General features: G+C 50.8%; 25 protein-coding genes and 1 tRNA gene. 3 read left to right on the plus strand and 23 right to left on the minus strand.

Annotated features, from left to right (window positions below; genetic code table 11):
- Positions 1-109 precede the first annotated feature (109 nt).
- The 11 genes from MKZ24_RS28980 to alaS form a co-directional block, all read right to left on the minus strand.
- Positions 110-1,072: an alpha/beta fold hydrolase gene (locus MKZ24_RS28980; RefSeq protein ID WP_231637807.1), complete on the minus strand. Its 963-nt coding sequence runs from the start codon at positions 1,070-1,072 to the stop codon at positions 110-112.
- A gap of 226 nt (positions 1,073-1,298) precedes the next feature.
- On the minus strand, positions 1,299-2,363 hold the full coding sequence (locus tag MKZ24_RS28985; protein WP_340789202.1) for a LacI family DNA-binding transcriptional regulator: 1,065 nt from the start codon (positions 2,361-2,363) through the stop codon (positions 1,299-1,301).
- A 226-nt stretch (positions 2,364-2,589) separates the two neighbouring features.
- Complete coding sequence (locus tag MKZ24_RS28990; RefSeq protein WP_231637806.1) at positions 2,590-4,788, minus strand: methyl-accepting chemotaxis protein; 2,199 nt, start codon at positions 4,786-4,788, stop codon at positions 2,590-2,592.
- Between the two features lie 651 nt (positions 4,789-5,439).
- Complete coding sequence (locus MKZ24_RS28995; RefSeq protein WP_042234016.1) at positions 5,440-6,762, minus strand: peptidase U32 family protein; 1,323 nt, start codon at positions 6,760-6,762, stop codon at positions 5,440-5,442.
- Positions 6,763-7,022: 260 nt separating this feature from the next.
- Positions 7,023-7,955, minus strand: coding sequence for a peptidase U32 family protein (locus MKZ24_RS29000; RefSeq protein ID WP_340789234.1), 933 nt, complete (start codon positions 7,953-7,955; stop codon positions 7,023-7,025).
- Positions 7,956-8,003: 48 nt separating this feature from the next.
- Positions 8,004-9,050: an endolytic transglycosylase MltG gene (gene mltG / locus MKZ24_RS29005; RefSeq protein ID WP_197073055.1), complete on the minus strand. Its 1,047-nt coding sequence runs from the start codon at positions 9,048-9,050 to the stop codon at positions 8,004-8,006.
- A 134-nt stretch (positions 9,051-9,184) separates the two neighbouring features.
- Positions 9,185-9,493, minus strand: a complete 309-nt coding sequence (locus MKZ24_RS29010) for a DUF1292 domain-containing protein (RefSeq protein ID WP_039295631.1) — start codon at positions 9,491-9,493, stop codon at positions 9,185-9,187.
- Positions 9,486-9,794, minus strand: coding sequence for a DUF1292 domain-containing protein (locus MKZ24_RS29015; RefSeq protein ID WP_036696606.1), 309 nt, complete (start codon positions 9,792-9,794; stop codon positions 9,486-9,488). Before MKZ24_RS29015 ends, MKZ24_RS29010 begins: the two co-directional genes overlap by 8 nt.
- 13 nt (positions 9,795-9,807) lie before the next feature.
- Positions 9,808-10,224, minus strand: coding sequence for a Holliday junction resolvase RuvX (ruvX, locus tag MKZ24_RS29020; RefSeq protein ID WP_042140895.1), 417 nt, complete (start codon positions 10,222-10,224; stop codon positions 9,808-9,810).
- The gene (locus MKZ24_RS29025) at positions 10,224-10,499 is read right to left on the minus strand and encodes an IreB family regulatory phosphoprotein (RefSeq protein ID WP_036696603.1); all 276 of its coding nucleotides are present in this window, start codon (positions 10,497-10,499) and stop codon (positions 10,224-10,226) included. The genes ruvX and MKZ24_RS29025 overlap by 1 nt, the downstream gene beginning before the upstream one ends.
- A gap of 319 nt (positions 10,500-10,818) precedes the next feature.
- Positions 10,819-13,452, minus strand: coding sequence for an alanine--tRNA ligase (gene alaS / locus MKZ24_RS29030; RefSeq protein ID WP_042234012.1), 2,634 nt, complete (start codon positions 13,450-13,452; stop codon positions 10,819-10,821).
- A 513-nt stretch (positions 13,453-13,965) separates the two neighbouring features.
- Between alaS and MKZ24_RS29035 the strand changes: the two genes are divergently transcribed.
- A tRNA-Pro gene (locus tag MKZ24_RS29035) sits at positions 13,966-14,042 on the plus strand.
- A 50-nt stretch (positions 14,043-14,092) separates the two neighbouring features.
- Here the strand turns inward: MKZ24_RS29035 and pdxR are convergent.
- The 12 genes from pdxR to MKZ24_RS29095 all read right to left on the minus strand — a co-directional run bounded on the left by pdxR (position 14,093) and on the right by MKZ24_RS29095 (position 24,625).
- Positions 14,093-15,574, minus strand: a complete 1,482-nt coding sequence (pdxR, locus tag MKZ24_RS29040; RefSeq protein WP_340789237.1) for a MocR-like pyridoxine biosynthesis transcription factor PdxR — start codon at positions 15,572-15,574, stop codon at positions 14,093-14,095.
- A 96-nt stretch (positions 15,575-15,670) separates the two neighbouring features.
- The gene (trpB, locus tag MKZ24_RS29045) at positions 15,671-16,885 is read right to left on the minus strand and encodes a tryptophan synthase subunit beta (RefSeq protein WP_042234008.1); all 1,215 of its coding nucleotides are present in this window, start codon (positions 16,883-16,885) and stop codon (positions 15,671-15,673) included.
- Between the two features lie 11 nt (positions 16,886-16,896).
- Complete coding sequence (locus MKZ24_RS29050; RefSeq protein WP_042234007.1) at positions 16,897-18,315, minus strand: UbiD family decarboxylase; 1,419 nt, start codon at positions 18,313-18,315, stop codon at positions 16,897-16,899.
- Positions 18,312-18,617 carry a chorismate mutase gene (locus MKZ24_RS29055; RefSeq protein WP_042234005.1) on the minus strand — a complete coding sequence of 102 codons (306 nt, stop codon included), beginning with the start codon at positions 18,615-18,617 and terminating at the stop codon, positions 18,312-18,314. The genes MKZ24_RS29050 and MKZ24_RS29055 overlap by 4 nt, the downstream gene beginning before the upstream one ends.
- A 12-nt stretch (positions 18,618-18,629) precedes the next feature.
- Positions 18,630-19,229: an anthranilate synthase component II gene (locus MKZ24_RS29060; protein ID WP_042233999.1), complete on the minus strand. Its 600-nt coding sequence runs from the start codon at positions 19,227-19,229 to the stop codon at positions 18,630-18,632.
- Entirely contained in the window at positions 19,210-20,709 is a 1,500-nt protein-coding gene (locus MKZ24_RS29065; RefSeq protein WP_052416128.1) for an anthranilate synthase component I family protein, read from the minus strand. Before MKZ24_RS29065 ends, MKZ24_RS29060 begins: the two co-directional genes overlap by 20 nt.
- A 24-nt stretch (positions 20,710-20,733) precedes the next feature.
- Positions 20,734-21,075 carry an AraC family ligand binding domain-containing protein gene (locus MKZ24_RS29070; RefSeq protein ID WP_042241927.1) on the minus strand — a complete coding sequence of 114 codons (342 nt, stop codon included), beginning with the start codon at positions 21,073-21,075 and terminating at the stop codon, positions 20,734-20,736.
- 59 nt (positions 21,076-21,134) lie between these two features.
- Positions 21,135-21,818, minus strand: coding sequence for a flavodoxin family protein (locus MKZ24_RS29075; RefSeq protein ID WP_042233998.1), 684 nt, complete (start codon positions 21,816-21,818; stop codon positions 21,135-21,137).
- A gap of 29 nt (positions 21,819-21,847) precedes the next feature.
- Complete coding sequence (locus MKZ24_RS29080; protein WP_042233995.1) at positions 21,848-22,147, minus strand: AzlD domain-containing protein; 300 nt, start codon at positions 22,145-22,147, stop codon at positions 21,848-21,850.
- Entirely contained in the window at positions 22,144-22,866 is a 723-nt protein-coding gene (locus MKZ24_RS29085; RefSeq protein WP_197073054.1) for an AzlC family ABC transporter permease, read from the minus strand. Before MKZ24_RS29085 ends, MKZ24_RS29080 begins: the two co-directional genes overlap by 4 nt.
- Positions 22,826-23,647, minus strand: a complete 822-nt coding sequence (locus MKZ24_RS29090) for a B3/B4 domain-containing protein (protein WP_052416126.1) — start codon at positions 23,645-23,647, stop codon at positions 22,826-22,828. The genes MKZ24_RS29085 and MKZ24_RS29090 overlap by 41 nt, the downstream gene beginning before the upstream one ends.
- 270 nt (positions 23,648-23,917) lie before the next feature.
- Positions 23,918-24,625, minus strand: coding sequence for a DUF421 domain-containing protein (locus MKZ24_RS29095; RefSeq protein ID WP_042233991.1), 708 nt, complete (start codon positions 24,623-24,625; stop codon positions 23,918-23,920).
- A 366-nt stretch (positions 24,626-24,991) separates the two neighbouring features.
- Here MKZ24_RS29095 and MKZ24_RS29100 point away from each other — a divergent pair, with 366 nt between their 5' ends.
- The gene (locus MKZ24_RS29100) at positions 24,992-25,297 is read left to right on the plus strand and encodes a nucleoside-diphosphate sugar epimerase (protein WP_340789260.1); all 306 of its coding nucleotides are present in this window, start codon (positions 24,992-24,994) and stop codon (positions 25,295-25,297) included.
- 128 nt (positions 25,298-25,425) lie between these two features.
- Positions 25,426-26,403 (plus strand): Gfo/Idh/MocA family protein, encoded by a 978-nt coding sequence (locus tag MKZ24_RS29105; RefSeq protein WP_340789262.1) that lies wholly within the window; start codon positions 25,426-25,428, stop codon positions 26,401-26,403.
- Positions 26,404-26,465: the final 62 nt, after the last annotated feature.

Below are 26,465 nucleotides of genomic sequence, written 5' to 3' on the forward strand. Positions count from 1 at the left end.
AGCTGTAATTCCGTCTGAAGGAAGAGCTCATGAAGTGTCTCTACCAGTAAAAAGGCAGTACCTGCAGAATGATCTGCCGGTACTGCCTTTTATTCGTTTGATCCGCTGGCTATAAGGTATTCAATAATTCGGTGACGTATTTAACGACAGTCTCCGGTCTGTGTATGGGGATGGAATGCCGGGGATCTTCTTCGGTAATATGCTGTACATTTGGGGTCAACCTGGCTAAGCGCTGCTGGCCTAGCTTCCATTCTTCATCCGGACTGCCCGCGCTAAGCACTGTAATGGGCAGCTTGCTGCTTAGCGGCTCTGCCGCCTTCAGCTGCAGGGCACTCTCTTCCGCGCAGAGCAGTTCCGCATATGCGGCCCGGTAAGCACTCTTACGGTATCCCAGACTTGAGGCGTTTTTTTGGATAGCTGCCGGGAGTCTCCGCCCTCCTACAGGCCTTCTTAGCAAACGGGGAATCCCCGCAGGCGCGAACAGATAACCTAGCTTATATTGCCGTCTGTTCGCCTCCCGCTGCTGTTTTCGGCGGTTGCTCATTTCATCCGTAAGATAACGGCTCTCATGTACAGCATCAACCAGCAGGAGCCCTTCCACTTCATCCGGATATTCCCCCGCAAAACATCTCACAATCATACCTCCATAGGAGTGGCCCACCAAAATATAGGGAGGCTTGCAGTCCATTGCCTTCAGCAGTTCCCTGAGCTCGCGGACGTATTTCCTGCAGGTTGCACTTTCCGGCTGGCTGCCGCTCCCGCTCCACCCCAGGCCTGCCCGGTCATATGAGACTACCTTGGCATACTGCGACAGCTCCGGCTGCACCATGGACCAGTCCAGGGATGATCCCCCCATACCCGCTTCCAGAATTACGGTGTGGTCTCCCTTCCCCATAACTTGGGCATGAAGGCAGACATCCCGCACAGGAATCATTTCTCCAGGGGGCTTGTAGGTTAGAGCATCACGTTTCGTAAGAACATATTGAACGATGGACAGCGGTGAACAGATTATTGAAATGAACCGGTGCAGAGCCTGCTCGTTCTGCGGAATCGCGGCCATGTGTAACGTCACACCCTTCTCTTAACTGATGTCCAAATTATATAGGCGTGTGCTCAGACCAAAAAGAGAAACTATAACCGGGACATTTCCTATTTTAGTACAACAATTATACCTTCGCTGCTTACTTATGCGTCTCCATTCTACGGGTAGCGAATCGAGTGTAAAGGAAACGGCGTGTTCAGAGCAGCAGTTAACGCGCGGATAGCGGACAGCGGCTCAGACGCACTGATAATTCCAACTATGCTCTTGGTCCAGCCACCGAATCCCGGTGGACAATGTCGGCAGCAATCAGGATCTTCTCCAGCGGTGCGGCAGGATTATGGATACGGTTCAGCAGCTTCTCTACAGCCGCCCGGCCCATTGCCTCTTTTGGAACATGTACAGTAGTGAGCGGGGGAACCCCCCGTGTGGCGTCCTCAATATTGTCAAAGCCGGTTACCGAAACATCACCCGGGATCGCAAAACCTTCTGCTTTGAGCAGATCACTAATGGTGAGCGCAATGAAATCATTGGCACAGACTAGCGCGGTTGGCAGACTTTTGGTTTTCTTGCGTATGTGCATCCATTGCTTAAAGCTCTCATCAAAAGTGCCATCATCCATTCCCTCCAGCTGCAGCATTTCATCATCACCGGCAGGCGTCCTCATTCCATTCTCTTCCAGGGCGCTGCGGAAGCCGATCCAGCGGTCTCGGAAGCTGCGGGAATAGCGGATATTTCCGATAAAATGCAGCTCCGTGTGTCCCGTGCCCATCAGATGATTGCTGAGCCGGGTCATGCAATCCGTATTATTGGCGAATACCGTATCACTTGGAATAAGCGGATCTTCATGGTCAATCAGCACCATCGGCAGGCCGATACGGTGCACCTCCAGCAGCAGTGAGGTCGAGATCTGGCCCACGCCAATCAGCCCGAGCAGTCCGCTAGGGTTGAGAATATTGACGAAGTTATCCGTCCGGTGCTCAGAGACTATGACCATGCCCAGACCTTCCTGGTCCAGCGCAAGTGCAATGCCGTCAACAATCTTCCCCCAGTATAGGGAATCCTGGGTTTGCGAACGGATATTAGGCATAAGCACCAGGACTGACTGTTTGTTCCGGTCACTGTCCACAGGCTGCGGAGGGCGTTTGATACTTTGAACATAGGCATTCTTTTGAGTGAAGTAACCTAATTGCGAAGCCGCCTGAATGACCCTCTCCCGGGTAGTTTCGTTGACACCGCCTTTGCCGGACAGGGATTTGGACACGACAAACTTGGAAACGCCGAGATGGTCGGCGATTTTTTGCATAGTGACTTTCTTAGCCATATATAAGACCTCCAGATACTATTCACGGTTTAACATAACGAGTCTTTATTCAGTGTTGCTAACTTTTTCGGAAATCATAACTTTTAGCTAACAAAATTATTATACGGGGTCGCAAACCGATGTACAAGCATAAAGAAACCGCTCCTTCCCGGATGGAAAGAAGCGGCGGAATGCAACATATATATGCCCGGAACGATTCAATTTGTTATTGTACGTTGCCGAATGCTTAGATCTTAAACAGGGACAGCTTGCTCTCCAGCTGTGTCGATGCACTCTGCAGCTTACCGGACAGCGATACGAGCTGATCACTAACATTCTGCTGCTCATTGCTGAGGGAAGCAACTTCTTCAGAGGTGGCCGAAGACTGCTGCGCAACCGCACTTACATTGCTCATGGCATCGGACAACACGCCTTGGGAATGATTCAGGCTGTCGATGGCACCGGTGACCGATTCGAGGCTGGTAATGAAGTCTTCCATTTGTCCCTTCACCGATACGAAGATGTCACTGGTACTCTTGACTGAACTCATCTGTTCCTTGAACAGCGGGGCCACTTCTGACAGCACTGCTACTGTCTCATCCATTTCAGCCATAATCTTGTCTGTAATGCCGGCAACCAGGGCGATAGACTGCTTGGATTGGTCAGCGAGCTGCCGGACTTCACCGGCAACCACCATGAACCCTCTGCCTGCTTCACCCGCTCTTGCCGCTTCAATCGTTGCATTTAGAGACAGGATATTCGTCTGCTGGGTAATATTCTTCATTACATCCAGTACCTTAATCACGGAATATACCGTGTCCTTCAGGTTGTTGACCCGGTCCACCAGTGCGCTTGTCATCTCACCGGTGCGGCCCGTCTGTTCCAGCAGCGCTTCGAGCTGGCTGGCACCGTGTCCGCTGGCTTCCCCTACTCCGCGGGCGGCCTGATCCATCTCGGAATTAGCAGCAATCACACTTTGCATCTGCGTAGCAATTAGATCCGTCAGTTCATTGCCGCGTTCCGCCTCCTGTGCCAGACTTCCGGCCCCGCCAGCAATCTCTTCTGTAGCAGCAGCAATCTCCTTGGCAGAAATCGCCGTCTTGCGGGAAGCGTCGCCCAGATCATTGGCTGTTTCAAGCACCTCTCGCGCAGTTTCCGTTGTCTGGGCAACCAGTTCGGTGATCCGCCCCATCATCAGATTGAAAGAAGCGGACAGATCTCCGATCTCATCCTTCGAGACATACTCTGTACGGACGCTAAGGTCACCCTTGGCCCCCTGAACCATAAGATCCTTCAGACGTGCCAGCGGCTTGGCAATCATCTGTACCATCCAGAAGCCAACCAGAATGGCAAGCAGAGCTGCAGCTCCAGCCGCTATAAATGTTGTGAACAGAATCGGAGTGGCAGCTTCAACCAGCTGGCCGGTAGGAACAACTCCGGCGAGCTTCCAGTCTGCCTTCTCCATCGGGTTGTACACAGCCAGTACATGTTTGCCGCTCGCATCCTTGGCTTCCTGACTCTCGCTGTTCTTCTTGCTCTCCATAATAAAGTTAAGCTCTGACACCTTGCCGTCCTCTGCCGGTACGGAAGAAGCAACTACCATTCCTTCCGGTGATACCAGCTGAATCCGCGAACCGTCCCCAAGCTTCACGCTCTCGAAGGCTTCTTCAAGCAAAGTGCTCTTAAGCTCAAGCAATACAACATAACCTGCATTCGAGCCCAGGTTCTTGAGCGATCTGACCATAGCGATATTCTTGCCGCCATCGCCTTTAACGGAAGTCGGGAACCAGTAGTTCTGTGCGGACTTCGCTTCCGAGGTATAGTAAGGCTCATACGAGGTTGAATTTTTGACAGCAGTCTTGTACCATTCCTGATCTCTTAAGCCGTCCATGGTAAGACCGGAGCTCCCGCTCGATATTATCGTCATCGCAGGGTCCTCAGGAATCAGTGAGATCGCTACGATATTAGAATCTGTTGTAGTCTGGCTGGAGAGCTTCTTGCTGATGGCATCTGTAGCCACAAATTTATCATAACTGCTCGCAGCAGTTGCAAGCTCATTCAGATTCGATTGCATTTGCGTATCGAAATACAGCTGAAGTGCCAAATTTTCATACTGCTTCAAGGTAATATCAAGCTTCTCAGAAGTTTGGATAATCGTCTGCCGGTTGGCTTCGGAAACATTATCCTTAATGGTATTCTTGGCTTTGTTGTAAGACAGAATCCCCAGGAACAGCACAACAATCACAATTGAAGATAAGAATATCAGGAAAAGCTTAACACCAACTGATCTCAGCGGGTTAACTCTCTTTACCTGGCGTACTGAACCATTCAGGACGTTCTTTAAAGTTAGTTTTTGAACTGCCGCTTTACTTGTTGTCTGGGTATCACCTGTTTGGCCTGTCTCAGCCTTTTGTACAACCTTAGGCTTTTTACTGTTCTTTCCCACTTTAATCCTTCTCTCTTTCGGTTTGTCTCTGTCGCTCTCCGGATTTGGAGCCCCCATTACAATCACCTGCCAATTAGATTAGACGTCGTATGTAAGCGTTACCTGTGGTATATATCGGCACAAAGGCTCATTTTTCTTAGTATTTTATAGAAATTTCTTTAAAATTTCTATGTTTTTGTCGAACTGCATTAGTATTTTGGTCTAGAACTAAACCCCCTACGGGTGAATCAAACCGGAGTGTATGAAGCTCCCATGCTGCATTATTTCCAGCCGGAACTTGGCAGACGCTTCATGGACACATCGGCTTGTGAGGAGGACTGAGATTCCGCTATTCGGCCAAATCAGGCAAAATCTCGCGACAACCGGACTGAGATTCCGTTAATTGTTCTGAATCAGCTCATTTGAAGCTTAGAAGAACAAGATAAAGGATTTTTAGTCCGATTCATCCAGATTAGGCAGGCTTTTGGCAAATTGGCGGATTCTCAGTCCGCTTCAGTAAGAGGTATCCTGCTCCGGGGAGCCGCCGGAAAGTTCATTCCACATTCATCTTTCTTCAGATCCAGCCCGCTTTCCGGCGGATTCCAAGGTATTTACGCAAAAAAAGGACGCCCTTCTAGAAGAAGGACATCCCTTTAAATCTTTCTTATAACTTTATTTTCTTTTACGCATCATGTCAAAGTAAGCTACAGGCTGGTCGACCTTCATGCGCACCCGCTGCAGCGGGTGACGGGCAACATCCAGCGGATTCCCCGCCTCGTCCCACAGCTCGCCGACGGTCTGCTTGAAGAAGGTGTCATCCGGTCCGAAGAATTCCACTTCCTGGCCCGGTTTGAAGTTATTGCGCTGCTGGACAAGTGCCATGCCGCTCTCCGCATCATATTCCAGCACCAGGCCGGCGAAATCATAAGGTGCCGCTTTTTCCTCCGGCTCATAAATATGATCCTCATGATCCGGCGTATCGTAGAAGAAACCTGTATTGAGCGGACGGTTAGCAGCCTTCTGCAGCTCCTCCAGCCATTCTGGCTTCAGCACATAACCCTCGGGGTCAGCCATATAAGCATCAATCGCTTTGCGGTACGCATTAACCACCGTTGCCACATAATGGATCGACTTCATTCGGCCTTCGATCTTGAAGCTGTCAATCCCGGCTTCGATCAGGTCAGGAATACTCTCCAGCATGCACAAATCCTTCGAACCCATCGAGAACGGATTATCCTCCGGCTGATGCAGCGGCAGCTGGGTTACGCCAGGCTGCAATGCCTGAGGCGCCACTGCCTGGTCCTCTTCCGATACCCAGGTTCCTTCCGGACGGCCATCCTCGAACAGGTCGTATTTCCAGCGGCAGGACTGGCAGCAACCCCCGCGGTTGGAATCGCGGTCTGTAAAGTGATTGGACAACACACAACGTCCGGAGTACGAGGAGCACATCGCACCGTGGATGAAGCTCTCGATCTCGATGTCCACATGCTGCTTGATCTCGGCAATCTCCTCTAAGCTGGTCTCCCGGCCAAGCACGACCCGCGGCAGTCCTTCCTGCTTCCAGAAAGATACTGCCTGCCAGTTGAGCGTGGACTGCTGGGTACTAAGATGTACCTCAAGGCCAGGTACAAGGCGGAGCGCGGTGTCTACAATTACCGGATCGGCTACAATAATGGCCGCAATCCCGGCCTCATATAAGTTACGCAGGTATTCTTCAATCCCGGCGATGTCTTCATTGTGAGCATAGATATTCGTCGCTACGAATACTTTGGCGCCATACTTCTTGGCAAATTCAACACCCTCGCGCATTTCCTCAAAGGTAAAGTTATCTGCTCCCGAGCGCAAGCCGTATTTCTGTCCTCCGATATATACTGCATCCGCGCCATAATGCACGGCGAATTTCAATTTCTCTAAGTTTCCTGCCGGAGCCAGGAGCTCCGGTTTGTCCAGACGATAACGTTTCCCCTTGAATTGGGGCTTGGTCATGGTTCCCATTCCTGTTCTCCCTCCTAATTGTCGCAGCTACTGCAAGATTGAACGGCCGGCATTTGGTGTGAAGGCGCAACTGCGGGGAATGTTTGGACTTCCGGTCGCTGTTGTCTGCAGATTTCTTGATTTATACCGCTTAGCGGTGAAATCCGCCGACAAAGGCGAACGCTGACGCTCCTCCAGTTCAAACTTCCCCTCCGCTGCTTACACTATAATGTAGCCTAGACAATCCATTGCAAAAGCTGAGACAATGCTTTTTATATATTTTAATATACCTGTTCTTTGTAGAAGAAGCCGAACGACAGTTCACGCTCAGGGTCCTGCAGCGCCCGGATCTCATCCATCCAGGCCTCATCGTAAGCATATCCGGCGGGATCGGCAGCATACAAGTCAATAGCATGGCGGTAAGCCTTAACTACGGCAACGTTATAAGCTACCGGCTTCAGCAGCCCTTCAATCTTCAGGCTGTGCACGCCAGCCTTCAGCAGGAAATGCAGATCCTCAAGGATACAAATATCGTCCGAGCTCATAATATGTGTTCCGTTCTCATCCTCATATATCGGGAATTTCTCATTCGGCCGTTCTGCTTCTATCAGGAAAAGCCCGCGCTCCTTGCCAAGACTGCCACCATCACCCGGACGTCCCTGATGAGACATGTAACTGGCTACCAGCTTACGCTTGGAATGATAAATATTCGTCATGCCATGTACCTGGACCTGGGCCTCTACTTGCAGATGAGGCACCATTTCGGTCATTTCGTCCATATTCAGCTCACGTGCCAGAACGACCCGCGAAGCTCCCTTACTGCCCCAATAATTGGCTGTGGCGTAATTGGTAGAGGTCATTTCTGCATTCCAGTGCAGCTTCAGCCCTGGCGCTTCCGCCTTCACAGCTGCCAGGACAGCAGGGTCTCCGAATTCGACCCCGTCTACACCCAATTCGCCGATGGCTTTGATGTAAGCAGGCAGTTCTTCCAGCATTTTATTGGAGATCAGCCCGTTTATGCTTACGTACACCTTACCGCCTGTATCATGTGCAAGCTTTACAGCCGCTGAAGTATCTTCCAGCGAGAAATGCCCGGCGAGCCGCATGCCGAAACGGTCATCCCCGATCAGCAGCGCAGTTGCGCCTGCCGCAAGCAAAGCTGCCGCTTCTTCCAGCGAGGCTGCTGTCGCCAGCAGCTCCGGTTTGTTATTCATTGTGTTACCTCCTGTGCCTATTGCATCAATACTATTGTAGCGCTTTTCCTACTGATTTTGTTTGCTTTTTTCGATATTGGCTAAATGTTCCTTGTAGGTCTTGGCGAATAAATGCGCCTGAGAGCCATCCTTCTTGGTGACATAGAAGAAATATTCCGATACCTCAGGAGTCATTGCGGCTTCAATAGAAGCAAGCCCCGGGCTACTGATCGGTCCAGGCGGCAATCCTTCCTGCTTGTACGTATTATAAGGGCTGTCCACCTTCAGGTCCTTCTCGTAGAGCCGTTCCTTCTGCTTGTCCAGTAAATATTGGACCGTAGCATCAATCTCCAGCTTCTGGCCCTTGTCCAGTCTGTTATAAATGATACCGGCGACCAGCGGTCGTTCCTCGTTCACTACCACCTCACGCTCTACGAGCGAAGCAACCGTCATCAGCTCATGCAAGGTAAGCCCACGGTTCGCCAGCTTCGCCTTCCACTCAGGGATCGTGTCCAGCTTCTTCACCAGCTGCTCCAGCATGGCTTCAATGACCTCCTGCGGAGTACTGTCCTTGGCCAGCTCATAGGTTTCCGGGAACAGATACCCTTCAAGACGGTGCCGCAGCTCCTTATTCTCCGGGATTCCTAAAGTTCCTACTGCCTCAAGGCCCGCACCTGAATCAATCAACTGCAGGAACACCTCTGCCTTCTGATTCCACGCTTCAGCCAGCTTATCTGCAACCTGAGTCGCAGTGTACCCTTCGGGTATCGTGAATACAACGGTATCTTCCTTCACGACATCCCCTGCATTCATCCGGCTGATCAAGGTATCATAAGAGTCCCCCGGGCTCACGTTATAATTTCCTGCCTTGAAGCTGGAGCCTTCCTGGACCCATTTTAGATACCCTTTAAAAAACAATCCGTTCTTGATGATTCCCTTCTCTTCCAGCAGGTCAGCAATTTGTGAGCTTCCCATACCCTTCTCTATTGTAACCGTCACGGCCGGCCCTGCGGGCTCTACCGGCTGCATTCCATTCCAGATATACCATGCTCCTCCCCCTGCAGCAGCTGCAAGGACAAGGATTATAATGAGCACAGTGCGGATCACGGCTTTCAAATGTTACGCCTCACTTTCCGACTATAAAGTATAAAATTGTATTGTTTTAAATTCAACATATTTTTATTTTCCTGCATTCCAAGCAAAAAGAGCGCGGAAAAAAATCCGCCCTCTTCCGTGCTAATGCTATTGGATTATTCGGTGTCTTCAGCCGGGAAGGTAAGCTCATCGTACAGCTCGGAAACATCCTCCCACTCTTCATCGTCCATAATGCTCTCCAGTTCAGGAAGCCCGTCAGGAGAAACCACGATCCGCAGAATTTCCTGCTCCGCAGCTCTTCCAGAACCGGCCAAAACAGCATAAGCACGATCACCGACAGCAAATTCAGCAATAATATCGTAAACGGAAGACTTGCCCTGCTCATCTTCCAGTTCTACTGTTTCTCCGTATACCTCTTTAAGCTTCGAAGTCCATACCGCTTGATCAGCGGAAAAATCAGTCATTCTCCGCTCCTCCATCCAGCTCGTCTACCAAAGTATTGAAGGTTTCTTCTACAATCGCCCATTCCTCGTCATTCTCAATCATGAACAGCTGCAAGTCGTCGCCGTCTTCTTCGTAACGGAACGCATAGACTTCATCAGTCTCTTCATCCTCAGAATCAAGTGGAACCACCATCATATACTTCGCATCCGATCCGTCGACTTCAAACTTCATGATGACCTCAAATTCCTCTTCATTACCTTCCTCATCAGGAATATAGATAATTTCCGGTTCTTCTTCTTGGCCGATCTGCTCGTTTGTCATATCCGCACACCCCTCACCTTTTACTGTTAGCATCCAAAAAATTTTGCAATATCAGGGCTGCGGCCATTTTGTCCACAATCCCCTTGCGTTTCTTCCGACTGACGTCCCCTTCAATCAGCACCCGCTCAGCAGATACCGTCGTCAGACGCTCATCCCAAAGGTGTACGGGTAAATCAAGTTGCTCCCGCAGCTGGTCTGCGAATTCGATGCAAATTTCACCACGGGGTCCTACTGAGCCGTTCATATTCTTCGGCAGCCCAACGACAATCTCACCGATTTCGTACTCCTTGACCAGTTCACGGATACGGTCGAATTCGTTGCCGTTTCCGCGCCGCTCAATAGTCTCCAAAGCCTGCGCTGTCCACCCGAAAATATCGCTTGTGGCGACACCGATTCTGCGGTCGCCGTAATCCAGTCCCAGCTTCTTCATCATTTCGGCTGGTCCACCCGATGATTGGCCAGATAGAACCGGACCAGTTCCTCAATCAGCTCATCACGTTCTTTTCTCCGGACCAAACTTCTCGCATTGTTGTGGCGCGGAATGTAAGCCGGATCTCCGGAAAGTAGATACCCTACGATCTGGTTGATCGGATGATATTCCTTCTCCACCAGCGCGTCGTACACGGCGAGTAAAATTTCCTGGGGAGAAGCTTCCTTTTCGTCGCCCTTCACATTGAATTTGACCGTTTTGTCCATGGAGTCCATTTGTGACACCTTCCTTCTGCAAAATCACCCCGATTCGGGCGGCTTCGCAAAGTTGCTGCTGTACAGCTTACTTGCTGCCTTCATCATAACATATTCATGGCCCAACGAGGAAATCCTGCCCCTGTAAAAGCGCTTTTTTTGGTATTTTATCTACAAAAATAGATGTTTTTTTGGGTTTTAAGCTATTGCAAGCCCCGGGTCAATAATGAATAACCCCAAAAATTATACATTTTGTGAATAAAGCAGCGGTACTGATATGTTGCCCTCAGTACCGCTGTATCTTTATCCGGGGAATTTCTCAGCTATTTCAGGCAATCCGTTAAGCCAATGCAGCTACAAGCTCTTCGGCCTTCTTCAGGGCTTCGCCCAGCTTGGAGGCATCCTTGCCGCCAGCCTGTGCCATGTCCGGACGTCCGCCGCCGCCACCGCCGCAGACCGCAGCGATTTCTTTGACCAGCTTGCCGGCGTGGAAGCCTTTCTTCACCAGGTCCTGCGGCACAGCAACCACAAAGTTCACCTTGTCATCCATTACTGCGCCGAGCACCAGTACGGCATCCGGAAGCTTGGATTTCAGTTCGTCTGCAGTCGAGCGCAGAGCATCAATATTGCCGGCTTGCACGGATACTGCCAACAGCTGCGTGCCACCGCCTACTGTAATCACACTGCTGGTCAGCTCAGCTGCAAAGGTTGCGCTCAGCTTGGACTGCAGCGATTCGTTCTCGCGGCCCAGCTCACGAACCTGGGCATGCAGGGCTTCGATCCGCTTAGGCACATCCGTCAGCGAGGACTTCAGCAGTGCTGCCGATTGCTTCAGCAGATCCAGCTGGCTCTCCGTGAACTGGTAGGCGTAGCGGCCGGTCACCGCTTCGATCCGGCGCACACCGGAACCAATGCCGCTCTCGCTGAGCAGCTTGAAGATTCCGATCTGCGATGTATTGGCTACGTGGCATCCTCCGCACAGCTCCAGGCTGTAGTCGCCGACCTGCACGACACGGACGATATTGCCGTATTTCTCACCGAAGAGGGCCATCGCTCCCATAGCTTTGGCTTCATCAATCGGCTTGTTCTCAATGACAACATCGAGGCCGCGCCAGATCTGGGCGTTCACGCGTTGTTCGATATCGCTGAGCTCCTCCGGAGTGATGGCTCCGAAATGCGAGAAGTCAAAGCGCAGGCGTGAGCCTTCTACTAAAGAACCTGCCTGGTTGACATGGCCGCCAAGCACTTCCTTCAGCGCTTTATGCAGCAGGTGGGTTGCCGTATGGTTCTTCACGATATCCTCACGCTCGGCACGGTTCACTTCCGCACGGACTGTATCTCCAACCTTCAGGTCCCCGGCTTCGACAGTAACCAGATGCACATGCTGGCCATGCGGAGCTTTGAAGAGTCCGGTAACCTTGGCAGTCACAGAGCCGCCGGTCAAAAGTCCGGTATCGCTCACCTGACCGCCGCTTTCAGCGTAGAATGGAGTCGTTTCAAGGATAACCTGGCACTGGGCGCCTTCACTGACGACATCAGCAAGTGCGCCGTCAACTACAATCGCCAGCACTTTAGACTCGGTTACCGTGTCATTATATCCAACAAATTCACTTTTAACCGTCAGCTCGGCAAGTGCTCCGCCCTGGATCTTCATGCTGGCGCTGTCCTGGCGGGCTGCTCTGGCGCGGTCACGCTGCTCCTGCATCGCAGTATCGAAGCCTTCACGGTCTACCGTAAGCCCCTGCTCGGAAGCGAAGTCCTCTGTCAGGTCGAACGGGAATCCGTAAGTGTCATAGAGCTTGAACGCATCAGCACCTGCAATAGCACTTAGGCCGTCAGCCTTTGCTTTGGCACTGATCTCGCCCAAGATAGCAAGACCATCGGACAATGTTTCGTGGAACCGTTCTTCTTCCAGGCGGATGATTTTGGCAATATATTCACGGTTCTCCACTACGGAAGGATAGTATACACCCATAACTTCGCCAACCGTCTCCGTCAGCTCGTGCAGGAACGGACGATCAAGTCCAAGTGTCTTGCCGTAACGGACTGCACGGCGGAGCAGACGGCGGATGATGTAGCCGCGTCCTTCATTGGAAGGAAGCACGCCGTCACCTACCGCAAAAGTAACGGTACGCACATGGTCGGCAATGACTTTGAGCGCAATATCCTGTTCAACATTATCCTTGTAGGTTACACCGGCAAGACCGGCAGTCTTCTGGATAATCGGCTGGAACAGGTCGGTGTCGAAGTTGGAGTCCACATCCTGCAGAATAGAAGCGAAGCGCTCCAGACCTGCGCCGGTATCAATATTCTTGTTAGGAAGCGGTGTGTAGCTGCCGTCCTTGTTATGATTGAACTGCGAGAACACGAGGTTCCACACTTCCAGCCAGCGTTCATTCTCGCCGCCCGGATACATCTCAGGATCACTCATATCACTGCCGTAAGCCTCGCCGCGGTCATAGAAGATCTCCGAGCAAGGGCCGCAAGGTCCTTCACCGATGTCCCAGAAGTTCTCGTCGCCCAGCTTGATGATGCGTTCTGCAGGCAGACCGACTTTTTCATTCCACAGCTTGAACGCTTCTTCGTCCTCTGCATACACGGTAACGGAAATCCGGTCGCCATCAAAGCCGATCCATTCCTTGCCGGTAAGGAATTCCCAAGCCCAGGTAATCGCTTCTTCCTTGAAGTAATCGCCGATGGAGAAGTTACCCAGCATCTCGAAGAACGTGTGGTGACGGCGCGTCTTGCCTACGTTCTCAATATCATTGGTACGGATACATTTCTGTGAGTTGGTCAGGCGGGGATTCTCAGGAATCTCCCGGCCGTCGAAGTAAGCCTTCAGCGGCGCCATGCCTGCGTTAATCCATAGCAGCGATGGATCGTTGTGGGGCACGAGCGAGGCGCTCGGCTCAATGCGGTGACCTTTACTCTCAAAAAACTGCAGCCATTTGGAACGGATTTCACTTGCTTTCATCATGTACAGCTCCCGTCTCATCATTTAATGCGGCACTTTGGCCGGAAAACTCATTGTTGCCCCAAAAAGTTACCCGAAAAATCAAAAACAAAAAACGCCCCTGAATTAGATTCAGGGACGATGATTATCGCGGTACCACCCTGGTTATCGTCTTGTTCCGTGAGAACACGGACTATTGCAGACGATCGCCTTGTGCGGCTGTTAACGGGTGCCCCCCGGCGGGATTATCCCCGCACTCCGAAACTAGCTTTCTGCCGGCCTGCCTTCAAGGTTCTCACAGCCAATTGCGGGGAATCCGCAAAGGAACCTGTTCTCTGATGGAGCCATTCTCCGGCGTACTTGTTTTCATCAACGTTTTATCCGATTTACATTTTAACATTTCAAGTATAGCCAGCGGCCTGATATCTGTCAATCTCGGGCAGGAAAATTGCCTGAGCGGGGCCGGTAAGCTGTGCCAAAAAGAATATTTACAGCGCTTACATACAGGCGTATAATTCAATTTGTTCAGTACGTCGAGACGTAGCTCAGCTTGGTAGAGCGCTTGCTTCGGGAGTAAGAGGCCGCAGGTTCGAATCCTGTCGTCTCGACCATAACTAATCTGCCAGCCCCCTTGATTGTCAAGGGGTTTTTTGCACGAATATCAGGGGCCTTCCCGGCATTCTTTCTCGGCAAGTGCCACCTTCTTGATGCCCATTCTGATCTGATTCTCGGATAGATTCGAATATCCCAGAATAAATGTAGGCTTCTGAGGCATATGCTCAAGAAAGTAATCGGATGCCGGATATATCTTCACTCCAAGCCCTAGAGCCTTCGCGGCAATCCACTGCTCATTCACCATTGTATCCAGCTCAATGAGCAGATGTAATCCAGCTTCGTCTCCGAAAACCTTGACCCGGCTGCCAAACTCATGTTGCAGCGCATTTACCAGACAGGAGCGGCGGGTGGCATATAATTTCCCCATTCGGCTTACATGCTTGGCATATTGTCCTGACTGGATGAAATCCGCGAGCGCTTCCTGCTCCAGCGTAGGGGTCATCCGATCCGTAATCCATTTGATTGCCAGAAAGGGCTTTATCAAGGAAGGTGGAAGAATGGTATAGCCAATCCGCAGTGCAGGAAACAGAATTTTGCTGAAGCTTCCCACATATACGACCCGTCCAGAGTTATCCAGCCCTGCGAGTGCAGATACCTTCTGCCCTACATACCGGTATTCACTGTCATAATCGTCTTCAATAATGAGTGCTCCAGACCTTCTTGCCCACTCCAGAAGCTGAATTCTCCGGTTAAATGACATCGTCACCCCCACCGGAAACTGATGCGAAGGGGTTACATAGATCAGCTTGGGGGTTGTTGACTGTCTTTTACTGTGAAGCGCTAGACATTCATCCATCTCCTGAACACATATTCCTTCCTGATCAACCCGTACGGGAATCACTTCACCCCCTGAGTAGCTGAATATTTCCCTGAGCACGTTATGGGTTGGGTCTTCAACCAGCACCTGATCTCCTTTACTCAGGCAAAGCCTGGCGAGAATATCCAGAGCTTGCGTAGCCCCTGTCGTAATCACAATTTGCTCCGGAAGCGCCGGAATGGAGCGGGTAGAACGAACTAGCCTGGCAATCTCCTCCCGAAGTGCCAGGGTGCCTTCTGCCGGTCCGTATGTAAGCATATCAGGCGTGGCCCTCCGGCAGACCTCCGTCAAGGCACGCTGCCACCGGTCCATCGGAAACATATCCCAAGCTGGCACACCATGACGGAAATCATAAGGAACCGTTGACGGTGAGGGAAGAGCCGATACGAATTTCGGTGCTTTGGTCGACACAGCGCAATAATTGCCCGTCATACTGCCGGGGTCTGTATCTGCGCCCGCTGCGTTGACGGCAACAAACGTTCCCGCTCCTCTCCTCATCTCCAGATAACCTTCCGCCCGTAGCTGCTCATAGGATTGAAGAATGACACTGCGGGAAACCAGAATCTGCTCTGACAACAATCGCGTGGCGGGAAGCTGGTCTCCGGCTCGCAAGCACCCGCTGTTGATTGCCTGCAAGATTTGCTCAAACACCTGTCTGGATAAGGATGTATCCAAAGTCTTATCTATTGTAATTAACAATTCAGATCCCAAGTATATCCCCCTCTATCCCCTATGCGATCTTTCTCTATAAATGGATTTAAGCCTCCGGGTTTTGAAACACCGAAGGCTTGCTGTATATAGCTCTTCCTATACTTCTTGCAGTGCCGGGCGATCCTGGAGCATTTCATAGACTTGAGCAACATCCTTGTCCCCGCGGCCAGAAAGACTAACCACAATAATTTCATCCCTGCTCATGGCTCCTGCAACCTTCATCGCATAGGCGACAGCGTGGGAGCTTTCCAGGGCCGGGATAATTCCTTCCGTCTTAGATAGGGTCAAGAAGGCATTCAACGCTTCTTCATCGGTAACCGAGACATATTCCGCACGCTTAATCTGCTTGTAATAGCTATGTTCCGGGCCCACACCAGGGTAATCCAACCCGGCTGCAATGGAATGGCAGTTCTCGGCATCGTTCATCACGTAGCATCTGAACCCGTGAATAATGTCCGGCTTGCCTGTACTAAGCGGAGCCGCATGGATTCCGGTCTCGATCCCTTTTCCTGCAGGCTCTACGCCCACTATCGTGACACCAGGATCATCCACGAAGGGATGAAACAGCCCAATCGCATTGGATCCCCCGCCTACACAAGCAGTGATCAGATCAGGAAGGCGCCCTTCCTTCTGCAGAATCTGCTGTTTGGCCTCTCTTCCAATGATAGCCTGAAAATGACGGACCATCAGCGGAAACGGATGCGGTCCAACAACAGAGCCGATGAGATAGTAGGTATCTTCATAGTTCTGTGCGAAATCATTCAGCGCTTCATCCACGGCTTCCTTCAGTGTTCTGTTACCGGACTTCGCAGCCACAACCTCTGCTCCCAGCATCTGCATACGGAATACATTGAGAGCCTGTCGTTCAATATCCACCTCACCCATATAAATGGTGCAAGGGATATTAAACAAGGCACATACGGTAGCAGTCGCTACACCATGTTGCCCTGCGCCAGTCTCTGCAATAATTCTTTTGGCCTTCATCCGGTGGGCAAGCAGAATCTGGCCGATAGTATTATTGATCTTATGCGCTCCGGTATGATTTAAATCTTCACGCTTGAGGTAAATTTTGGCCCCGCCCAATTTATCCGTCAGCCGCTGCGCATAATACAACAGACTTGGCCTGCCCACATATTCATTCAGGTAGTACTGGAACTCCCGCTCGAACTCTTCGTCGTCCTTATAACGCTGAAAAGCTTCGTCCAGTTTATTAAGCGCCGCCTTTAGCTCTTCCGGAACATAGCTTCCGCCAAACTGCTCCTGATCTTCTTCGCCAAATATACCATCCGCAGTTACCTTAATAATACTCATAGAGTAACCCCCTATATATTTTTAGGTGTGCCAAAAGAAGTTCTTATAAACGAGTCTCTCATTCTATACGGTACTGTGCAATCAAACACGACTTTTGTGGTCATGCCAGGCTTCGTTATCTGTGGGGACATGCCTGGCATTTGCGACGGGTCCAGATGGAAGCCTTCAAGTCCCGGGAAGGTAATAATGTCCACATCCGCCTGAAAACGGGTCGTCATGGCCCACCACACCTCCTCTTCACTGAACAGGTTCACATCCTCATCAACCAGGATCACCTGTTTGATCATACGAAAAGACCGAAGAATCATCGTTCCCGCGCGCCTGACAGCGAGATCGTCCTCGTCATTCATTTTATGAAATTGAGCAAATAACAGCAGTTGGCCTCCCCCGGCAGAGCTGCAATAAGCATTGGTAATCCGGGAGGTCACTTGATTGCGTACATACTGGAGGACTCCGGCTTCCATCCCCACCGCTAAAAGATTGGATTGCTCGTACCCTGGACCAATCACGGTTTGAAATATGGGATGAGCTGAGGATGTGATTCCCGTAATCTTCACAACAGGCAAATGGGGGTGTGCCTGGCCGTCATATCCCAGAAACTCCGGCATGGAATGGCCCCCAGGCTCTCCTTCAGGAGCATACTCATGGGTGATTGCACCTTCCAGTACATACTCCGCTTCGGACAAGCAGTCTGCGGCAACAGATAAACAGGAGGAAACCTTGACTGGCTGTCCCCGTAATCCGCCTGCAATAGCCAGCTCATTGAACCCCTCGGGCGCTACAGCACCCGTGCAGCAGGAGGCAATGTATATAGCAGGGTCCAGACCGATATTGATGGAGATCGGAAGCGGCACGCCCATTTCTTGTGCAGCCAGGTAGAAGCCCTCCAAGTGGCGGCCCGGGACCATCCAGATTGTCAGCTCGTTGTTGCTTTTCACCCATAGCCTATGAATGGAAATATTACTGTCACCAGTGACAGGATGCTTAGCGACTACTAACCCGAGTGTAATATAGGGTCCCGCATCCTGCGTACTCATTGTAGGGATCGGCAGCCGGGCGAGGTCAACGTCCTGATGGACCACCTCCTGACAGGGCGGCTTCTCGCATTTTACGGGCTCAATAGAATGCTGTGCGGCATCCAGCAGGAAGTCCGCAATATATTGTTCTTTCGCCCCGAGAAGCATTGCACACCGTTTCCGGGTTCCAAAGATCCCCGCCAGCGCCGTCTTGTTCACAGGCATCACATGTTCGAATAACATCGGCACTCCGGGGCCGGTTGGTGATGCGACTGGAACCCCGCCTCCCTGGGCAGCATATAGAGCGGCTAATTCATATTTAGCGTCCACAGGCACCGTATACCGCCGGGGTCCTTCACCCTGTTCCGCCAAGTATACAAGGGCCGACTTCAGATCATGAACCGCGGTGCTCACACCGCTGGCTCATCTGACTGCTCACGGCTGTGCAGATATTCAAGCTGCATATCCGTCAGAACCGTAATTAAAGTCTTGTAAGTAGCCGTAGCGATCTGTGGTTCAAGACCTGCATCCTCTGCCAGCCTGGCTACCTTATCTAGTACCTGCTGAACCCGGTCACAGGAACGGACAGACTCTTCATCCGTCTTCAAGACCATAATTTTCTTAACGACCCGCGTTCTTTCAGCGAGCAAAGCCACAATCTGCCGGTCAATGATATCAATCTCTTGACGATGAAGCGCAAGGTTCTCATTCAACATTACAAATCCTCCCTAGATAATTTGAGATTCATATGAGTATGATACATAGGTCGAAATGAAATTATGAAATATTTGATATCCGCTTTCAGTGCATACACTTTCAGGATGAAATTGAATAGATTCGATTGGAAATTCCCTATGCCGTACCCCCATAATATATCCATCATCCGCAGATTCTGCAGTGACTTCCAGACAATCCGGCAGCCCCTCCCGGCTCACGATCAGGGAATGATAACGCGTAGCCCGGAACGGATTATGGAGTTCTGTAAAACAGCCTTTACCATCGTGGATAATCTCACTGGTTTTGCCATGCATCAGATGTTTCGCCCCTATCACTTTGCCGCCAAAAGCAAGTCCAATCGCCTGGTGGCCCAGACATACGCCAAGGATCGGAAGACAGGCTCCATATTGCCGGATCAGCTCGATATACCGCGCATCAGCCGGATGGCCCGGACCTGGACCCAGAACTACAAAATCTGGAGCCATCAGCTCCACAAGACCCGAACTTAACTGATCGTTACGCACCACTTCAAGCTCTACTCCGGCTTTCATCAGATATTGGCAAATAATATATACAAAGCTATCATATGCGTCAACGACTAATGCTCTCATGCAGTACCTCCCTGCCTGTGACCGCCCAGAATAATGCACCCATTTTATGAAAAGTTTCACTCCATTCCTTCTCCGGCACAGAATCAGCCACCACTCCCGCAGAGGCGCGGATGGAATACGAATCAGGCTTCCGATGAACCGCTGTCCGAATGCACAGTGCCATATTTACATATCCGTTGAAATCAATGAATCCCATAGCCCCCGCATATGCCCCGCGGCGCGTGGTTTCAAGCTCTTCAATGATTTCCATGGCCCGAATCTTGGGGGCTCCAGTCATTGTGCCTGCCGGAAAAGTAGCCGCAATAATGTCATACATGTCCTTTGAGGCCTTCTGCGTTCCTCCTACACTTGATACCAGATGGTTCAAATGTGAGTACTTCTCGATCACCATCAGTTCGTCTACCTCCAGAGTCCCTGTTTCACAGACCCGGCCAATATCATTACGGCATAAATCTACCAGCATAATGTGCTCCGCTACTTCCTTTTCATCCCGCTTCAGAGCTTGTATGAGTCTCTCATTCTCCTCTGGAGTGGAACCCTTGGGGCAAGTACCCGCAATAGGCCTCATTGTGATGTTCCCACCCTGGATTTTAATATACAGCTCTGGACTGGCGCCGATCAGCGTCATCCTTCCAAAAGTGGCCAAATACATATATGGCGATGGATTACGCACCCGTAGTCTCCGATAAACGTCAACTGGAGTCATAAGACTATTAATATTAATTTGATTGCCTAGCTGGACTTGATAGATATCTCCGGCCGAAATATATGAGAGAGCTTTCTTCACATTATTCTGATACACCTGACGGTCTATCGTATATTCCACGGATAACGGCTCTACAGCATCTGCTAACGTCCGGTTTACCTGCAATTCACCCTTGTGGAGCATACGGCCAATCTCCGCCTTGGACAGGTCATCCCAGCCCTCAGCAGATTGGTTAAGAATCAGCCTGACTGTCTTGTCAACCAGACTATATTCAATTAACCCTTGGTAAATGGACAAGGCAAGATCCGGGACCGTTCCATCATTCGGAATCTGACTCGGCAGACTTTCAACAGACCACGCCGTATCATAGCCCAAGTATCCAAAAAATCCGAAATAGAAGGCTTCGCCCTGGTCCGGGACAGAAACGGTGAACTGGGACTGAACGAACCGCAGGAAATCCCACAAGCCCTTGCGGTCCCGCAAATGCAAAACCCCATCCCGTGAGACAAGCAGCCCTGCCTTCAGCCCTCCCTGGCTTACCCGCTCCATAATGGACTCTAGTCCTGTCAGTTGTATTTCTGTTGAGAACGCTGTAATCGTAAAAAGCGGTTTGAACCCTATAAAAGTACTCTGGGCACTCTTGGAAGACCCCGATAAGGTTTCCAGAAAGTAGGTGTTTTGCTCCCCCAGCTGTTCCCGTAAGGATAAATAGGTCTCAAAGGAATCGTGAAACGGAATATCATACACTTCAGTGTCTACTTGAATCGGATGCAAGATTCTTCACACTCCCCATCTGTATTAGTCCATTTCATCAAGAACAAACACCAGAGTCGGGTTACCTTCCATCCCCTGTGACCGATGCGGATCCCCATCAGGAATTACAAAACCCATTCCGGGACTGCAGGATACCTTTCTGTCCTCATAATGTATTGTGAATTCTCCCTGCAGCACATAACCCACATGCCCTTTCAGGCACCAATGCTCTTCATTGAATCCCGGAGGAAGCTCCAGCAACCGAAGCCGCTTATTGCCGATATAACTGATTTTCACACGCCCGTTAGCACCCGGCTTTTCCCAGCTTGTCCATTCCATGTTAGGAAAATCAATCCCTCCGAGAGCCTCCAGTTCCTTATTCGTCACAGCCATCAACCTCCACTTTTTATTTTTTAGTATATGAAAACCAATGATGGGTGAATCTTTTACACTAGCGGTGCTTGCAGACGACGAAGCTCGTTCTCGCATATTCTCCGCTCATTCTCTTCCTCACACTGCAAAAAGGAATGATTCGTAATCTGCGAATAATGCTTCATAGCTGAGATCATATCAATCATCCGGTTGATCATTCTCCGCACAGAATCCAGCCCCTCTAAATCACTGAATACCTCGCTTGCTTGTCCGGCATGCAGAAGGGCGGGGAAACCGCTCCCTACCAGGATCATGCGATTCAGCAGAATATTGTTCACAATCTGAGAATGAACATGCTGGTGATTGTAGCGCCGGCCTGTAATGATAGCTCCCCCGACCTTGTTCGTAAGGGGCCGCTCAAACCGGAGATAGCATACCCCTGAGCGTTCAATAAACATTTGCATCAGATGCCCCATGCCAAAACCATGAACAGGAACTGCATAAATGATCCCTTCGGCCTTCTGCATCATCTGTACAATGTACAGCATGTCGTCCGTCAGCCCGCAGGCCTTCTCCCGGTAGTTACAATCCCCGCAGGTCCCGGAAGGTGAGATATTATACTCTCTTAAATTAAGTACTGAGAGATTTGCTCCTCTGTGGATAGCTATTTCATTGCTATACTGCAGGATCTGGTCTGTATTCCCACCAATGCGGGTTGATCCGCATATCGCTAGCAGTTCTACCGGCTTAATATCCATAGGCGCATTTTCCTCCCATTCTTAATGGATTATAGAATTTCAACCAAAACAGCAACAGCGACAGAAGCAATGATGACACCAAACAATGGCACCTTTTTAGCGAGTACAAGAACAATAGCAACCACACCCGCTGCAATCCCGACCATCGGCGCCTCTTGATCCACCTGAAATATACCGGGAATAATTAACGCGCTGAGTACAGCCAGAGGAAGATTCTCCAGAAACCAGTTCTTTCGCTCCTCCATCTCTGCCTTACGCACAAGCAGCAGCGGCGCAATGCGGAATAAGAAGGTAAGCATGCCCATTCCCAGGATCACAATGATTGTCACATGACTTCACTCCTGACCTTTTCTTCTTTGGAAGGAAATATTCCGCCGACACATGCTCCTATGATCATCGCAGCCACTACAGTAGCTGTTCCTAACAAGGGCTGCAGCAACCAGGAGGAAGCAGCGGCTGAAATACAGATCGCCAGGTTTCTTTTGCTGAGCCGGATCTGGGGTATTACTAGTGCAATAAGCAAAGCGTACAGGGAAGTATTCAGCGCCGGCAAAATATTGGCGGGAATATAGTCTGCTAGCATAATCCCTGCATACGTTGCGATTAGAGTGACGGCATAGGGCGGGACCTCCAGCCCCAGCAGATAAGGAAGGGAATGATTCCCTGCTTCTCTGCGGTTTTTGTCGGACATCATACTGACCGCATACACCTCTTCTGTCAGCCCGAATCCAACAAATCCTTTGTAGAAGGGGCGTGTATTCCGGTTCATTCTGGAAGAGAATGACATGCTGATGAAAAAGTATCTTAAATTGATGACGAACGTGAGCAGCAAAATAATAGGGGCAGCGGTTCCCGCTGCGAGCAGCTTGGCTGCGATAAACTGGCTTGCTCCGGCGTAGACCACAGCGGATAGAAGGAAGACCTCCAGGTCGCTTAAGGAAAGGGCTTTGCCGACCAGGCCGAAGGTGATGCATGCCGGGATATACCCGATAACAATGGGAATGGAGTCAATAATACCTTTCTTCACTTGCCTCATGGGCTCTGTCACGATCCGCAAAAACCTCCCCGGTATGTAATTGAAAGGTATGCACAGGAGAATCCTTATGAATAAACGCCCATTCCGATCTCCCTGCTCCGGTAAATGGCTGCAGCAATTCATTTAAAAGAAACGTAGTGGCCTCTACAAGTACTCTAGCTTCTTTATGGACCGCTTCAATCGTAAACAGCATTTGTGAGGATTCGGCGGTTGTCTTAATATGATCGCTCTGTCTCCAGTTCCAGCGCCGGGAGTGTGCTCTCCCGGCATCATCTGCATAAATAATCTCACCGGCTGAAGGAAGCTCGCACTCATCCACTTTCCCAATCGGCAAGAACGGTTCATTCCCCGCAGCTCTTCTGATAACGAATTCTTGTATATCAGAGATATCGCAGGAAGCTATCGGTGTGCGGCATTTCAAAGAGATCGCATTGCATAAATTCACGAGCGTATGGATTCGGGCCAATGCCCCCTGTTCAACTACACGTCTTATGAGCGATTCTGCAGCGCAAGGATACCTTGCGGGCTTGACACCAAATTGACTATAGACCTTTCGCCAGGCTGCAATGGTCGGAATTTCACTTATTGATTCTTTTTGCAATCCTGAGTTCATGATTTCCTGTTCCATATGAGCAAGCAGCGCGTTCACTTCAGAATCCCTGTCTAAGTTTGCAATATGAGAGGTCGCGATCAACCCGACATGTAAATCAGGGGCTATCTCAAAAACGTCCTCCGAAAATTCCACTTTAAACGCTCTGCTGCTTTCTTCTTTCCCGGTATGGACTTGATTCATCTTAATCCTCCTTCGGAGCATTTCACTTCACCGCATTGCAGCGGTACATGGAATATTATACCTTATATACATTTTATTTATATACTACCAATTTCCGGACAATCCACCATACCAATTTTCTTTTTTGAACTGAAACGGTTTCTATACACAGAAACGGTACCGTCCTTAAATCGAACGGTACCCGTTAATGAAATCGACCTATATAATAGGCGTATAATGCGGATTGTTAAATCCTGTCGTCTCGACCATAACAATGAGTTAGATTGAGTGTCACTCTTTATCCAGCGGATGGCGGATATCATCCTTATAGAAATCGAAAATGAGTTGCTGCTGCGTTCCTCTCACTGCATAGAACACGTCGGAGATACATTTTCCTTTACGTCTTAGCTCGTTCTCCAGCCATTGTGTCGTAAGTCCGTAATTCTTCAGGTTATCCTCCATCACAATGCCATCCATAATTAATTCTACCGGGAAGGCTTGCGGGTGAGACGGCAGTTTCATATCCTTCTTCTGTACTCCCTGATATGCCTCCTTTTTCAGTACGGACAACCTTCCGTTATCTTCAAGAATGGCATAATCCACCTCTTCTATATTGAAAATATCCTTCTCCCGCAGCGACTGAGCGAGTGAATCCAGCGTATATTTCAGTTTGCGCATGTTGCCCTCCAATATCTTTCCTCCCTCAATCAGTACCGTGGGTGAACCGGAAATCCAAGCCCTCCACTTATGGCTCTTCAGCGCGATCAGCGACAGCAGAAACGACAAGGCGGCAACAACGACCAGTGCCAAAATCAAATAGACCGATTTCAGGCTCTCGTTAAACGCCAGATTGGCGGCTATCGACCCCAGCATAATGCTGGTGACGAAGTTATGTGCGGTCATGTTCGATATCATCTGCTTGCCCAGCAGCTTAGGGATAAACAGAAGTAGGATGACGGAAATTATCGTGCGGACCAGAATATCCATATAAGCATGCATAGCGCAATCCCTCCTCCCCCCATTCTTTCCAATACGATCCGAAACAAACTATTGGAACAGAGGCAAAGAGCCGGAAGCGGCGATCCGTGAACGCGTGCCCGTCTTTCCCAAAAATCTCAGAGCAAAAAACTTCCCGGCCGCCTTTCAAAATAGAAAAGCGAGAGGAGATACGTAACAGTAAGTACCGCCGCGCGTCTCACTCTCGCCTGATTAAAAAAACACACCTGATGAGCCCGCCTGCCAGCTCTTCATCATCTCTTGCGTTTTGTGCCGATGATGATTAATATCGCCCGGGCGAAGGGCTTCGCCGCCTACATCGGTGACGGAAGCAACCGTTGGCCAGCAGTTCATCGCCTGGATGCAGCGGTGCTGTACCGCCTGGCGCTGGAGTCTGCCCCGGCAGGCTCACGGCTGCTCGGCGCTGGCGATGAAGGCATTCCGCTCCGCGAGATCGCAGAGGTCATCGGGCGGCAATTGAGTGTGCTGGAGGTCAGCATAACAGCTGAAGCCGCCGCCGCCCACTTCGGCTTCCTTGGTGCCATCGCGGCAATCGACATCACAAGCTTGTACAACACTGCGCAGGCAAGCCTGGCAACAAGGGAGCTTCTGGGCTGGCAACCGGTTCAACCCCGACTGGTCGCCGATCTGGAAAACGGGCATTATTTCACATAGATTGTTGCAGGCACTAAGCCGCTTGGAGGCGCGAAAAATGCTGTCTCTCATACAACAATTCAGCGGAAATCGTTGATATAATGAAGAGAATGTTGTAAGCAGGACTAGAACCCGAGGAGGATACTGAATTGGACAAAATCATTCACTGGGGCATTATCGGCTGCGGGGATGTAACCGAGGTTAAGAGCGGTCCGGCCTTGCAAAAGGCCGGAGGATCACAGCTCGCTGCCGTCATGAGGCGCAGCGGAGAACTTGCAGCCGACTATGCGCGGCGGCATGGGGTACCCCGCTGGTACGACGGGGCAGCCGGTCTGATAGCCGACCCCGGCGTGGATGCCGTGTATATCGCTACACCGCCGTCCACCCATATGGAGTACACCTTAGCGGCAGCGCAGGCCGGAAAGCCAGTCTATGTGGAGAAGCCCATGGGTCTTAATACGGCAGAATGCGAAGCCATGATTGCTGCCTGCGGGCAGGCGGGGGTTCCGCTGTACGTCGCTTATTACCGCAGAGGGCTTCCGCGCTTCCGCAAGGTTAAGGAGTGGCTGGACACGGGAGCGATCGGCGAACCCAGGTTTGTGCGCACCCTGCATATGACTAAGCCGCTCGCAGCGGTAAGTGAGGAGAATTGGCGGGTGGACCCGGAAATTTCCGGCGGCGGGTTATTGCTGGATGTGGGCAGCCATACGCTGGATCTGCTCGATTTCCTGCTTGGCCCGATTGAAGATGTCAACGGATATGCGTCCAACTTTGGAAGCCCCTACAAACCTGAGGATACCGTATCCGGTAGATACCGCTTTGAGACAGGCGTTCATGGGACGGGCATCTGGTGCTTTAATGCCTTTACTAACGAAGACGTTACTGAAATCATCGGCAGCCGTGGCAGTATCACCTTTTCCACCTTTGCGGAGCAGCCGGTTATTCTCAGGACCGAAGATGGGGAGTACCCTGAATTCATTGCCCACCCGCCCCATATCCAGCAGCCGCTGATCCAGTCCATTGTAGATGAGCTTCTGGGATGCGGCACCGCTCTCAGCACCGGCGATACCGCTATCCGTACCAGCCGCGTGATGGATGAACTTGTGCGGAATTACAATGGACGCTGATTGCCAGCATATTTAAGAAGAACAATAAACCTGCAACATAAACAGCCAGCTTCCGGAGATCC

Origin of the sequence: Paenibacillus sp. FSL R7-0297 (genome assembly GCF_038009025.1) — a bacterium.
GTDB lineage: Bacteria > Bacillota > Bacilli > Paenibacillales > Paenibacillaceae > Paenibacillus_AQ.

Coding starts and splice junctions, on each gene's coding strand:
- MKZ24_RS29095 (WP_042233991.1), bottom strand. CDS start 24,625: ATGCATGCTTATATGGATATTCTGGTCCGCACGATAATTTCCGTCATC.
- MKZ24_RS29060 (WP_042233999.1), bottom strand. CDS start 19,229: ATGAGAGCATTAGTCGTTGACGCATATGATAGCTTTGTATATATTATT.
- MKZ24_RS29055 (WP_042234005.1), bottom strand. CDS start 18,617: ATGTTGAATGAGAACCTTGCGCTTCATCGTCAAGAGATTGATATCATT.
- trpB (WP_042234008.1), bottom strand. CDS start 16,885: ATGAGTATTATTAAGGTAACTGCGGATGGTATATTTGGCGAAGAAGAT.
- alaS (WP_042234012.1), bottom strand. CDS start 13,452: ATGAAAGCAAGTGAAATCCGTTCCAAATGGCTGCAGTTTTTTGAGAGT.
- MKZ24_RS29090 (WP_052416126.1), bottom strand. CDS start 23,647: ATGAATCAAGTCCATACCGGGAAAGAAGAAAGCAGCAGAGCGTTTAAA.
- MKZ24_RS28995 (WP_042234016.1), bottom strand. CDS start 6,762: ATGGGAACCATGACCAAGCCCCAATTCAAGGGGAAACGTTATCGTCTG.
- MKZ24_RS29000 (WP_340789234.1), bottom strand. CDS start 7,955: ATGAATAACAAACCGGAGCTGCTGGCGACAGCAGCCTCGCTGGAAGAA.
- MKZ24_RS29015 (WP_036696606.1), bottom strand. CDS start 9,794: ATGACAAACGAGCAGATCGGCCAAGAAGAAGAACCGGAAATTATCTAT.
- MKZ24_RS29075 (WP_042233998.1), bottom strand. CDS start 21,818: ATGGATATTAAGCCGGTAGAACTGCTAGCGATATGCGGATCAACCCGC.
- MKZ24_RS29025 (WP_036696603.1), bottom strand. CDS start 10,499: ATGGACTCCATGGACAAAACGGTCAAATTCAATGTGAAGGGCGACGAA.
- MKZ24_RS28985 (WP_340789202.1), bottom strand. CDS start 2,363: ATGGCTAAGAAAGTCACTATGCAAAAAATCGCCGACCATCTCGGCGTT.
- MKZ24_RS29010 (WP_039295631.1), bottom strand. CDS start 9,493: ATGACTGATTTTTCCGCTGATCAAGCGGTATGGACTTCGAAGCTTAAA.
- ruvX (WP_042140895.1), bottom strand. CDS start 10,224: ATGAAGAAGCTGGGACTGGATTACGGCGACCGCAGAATCGGTGTCGCC.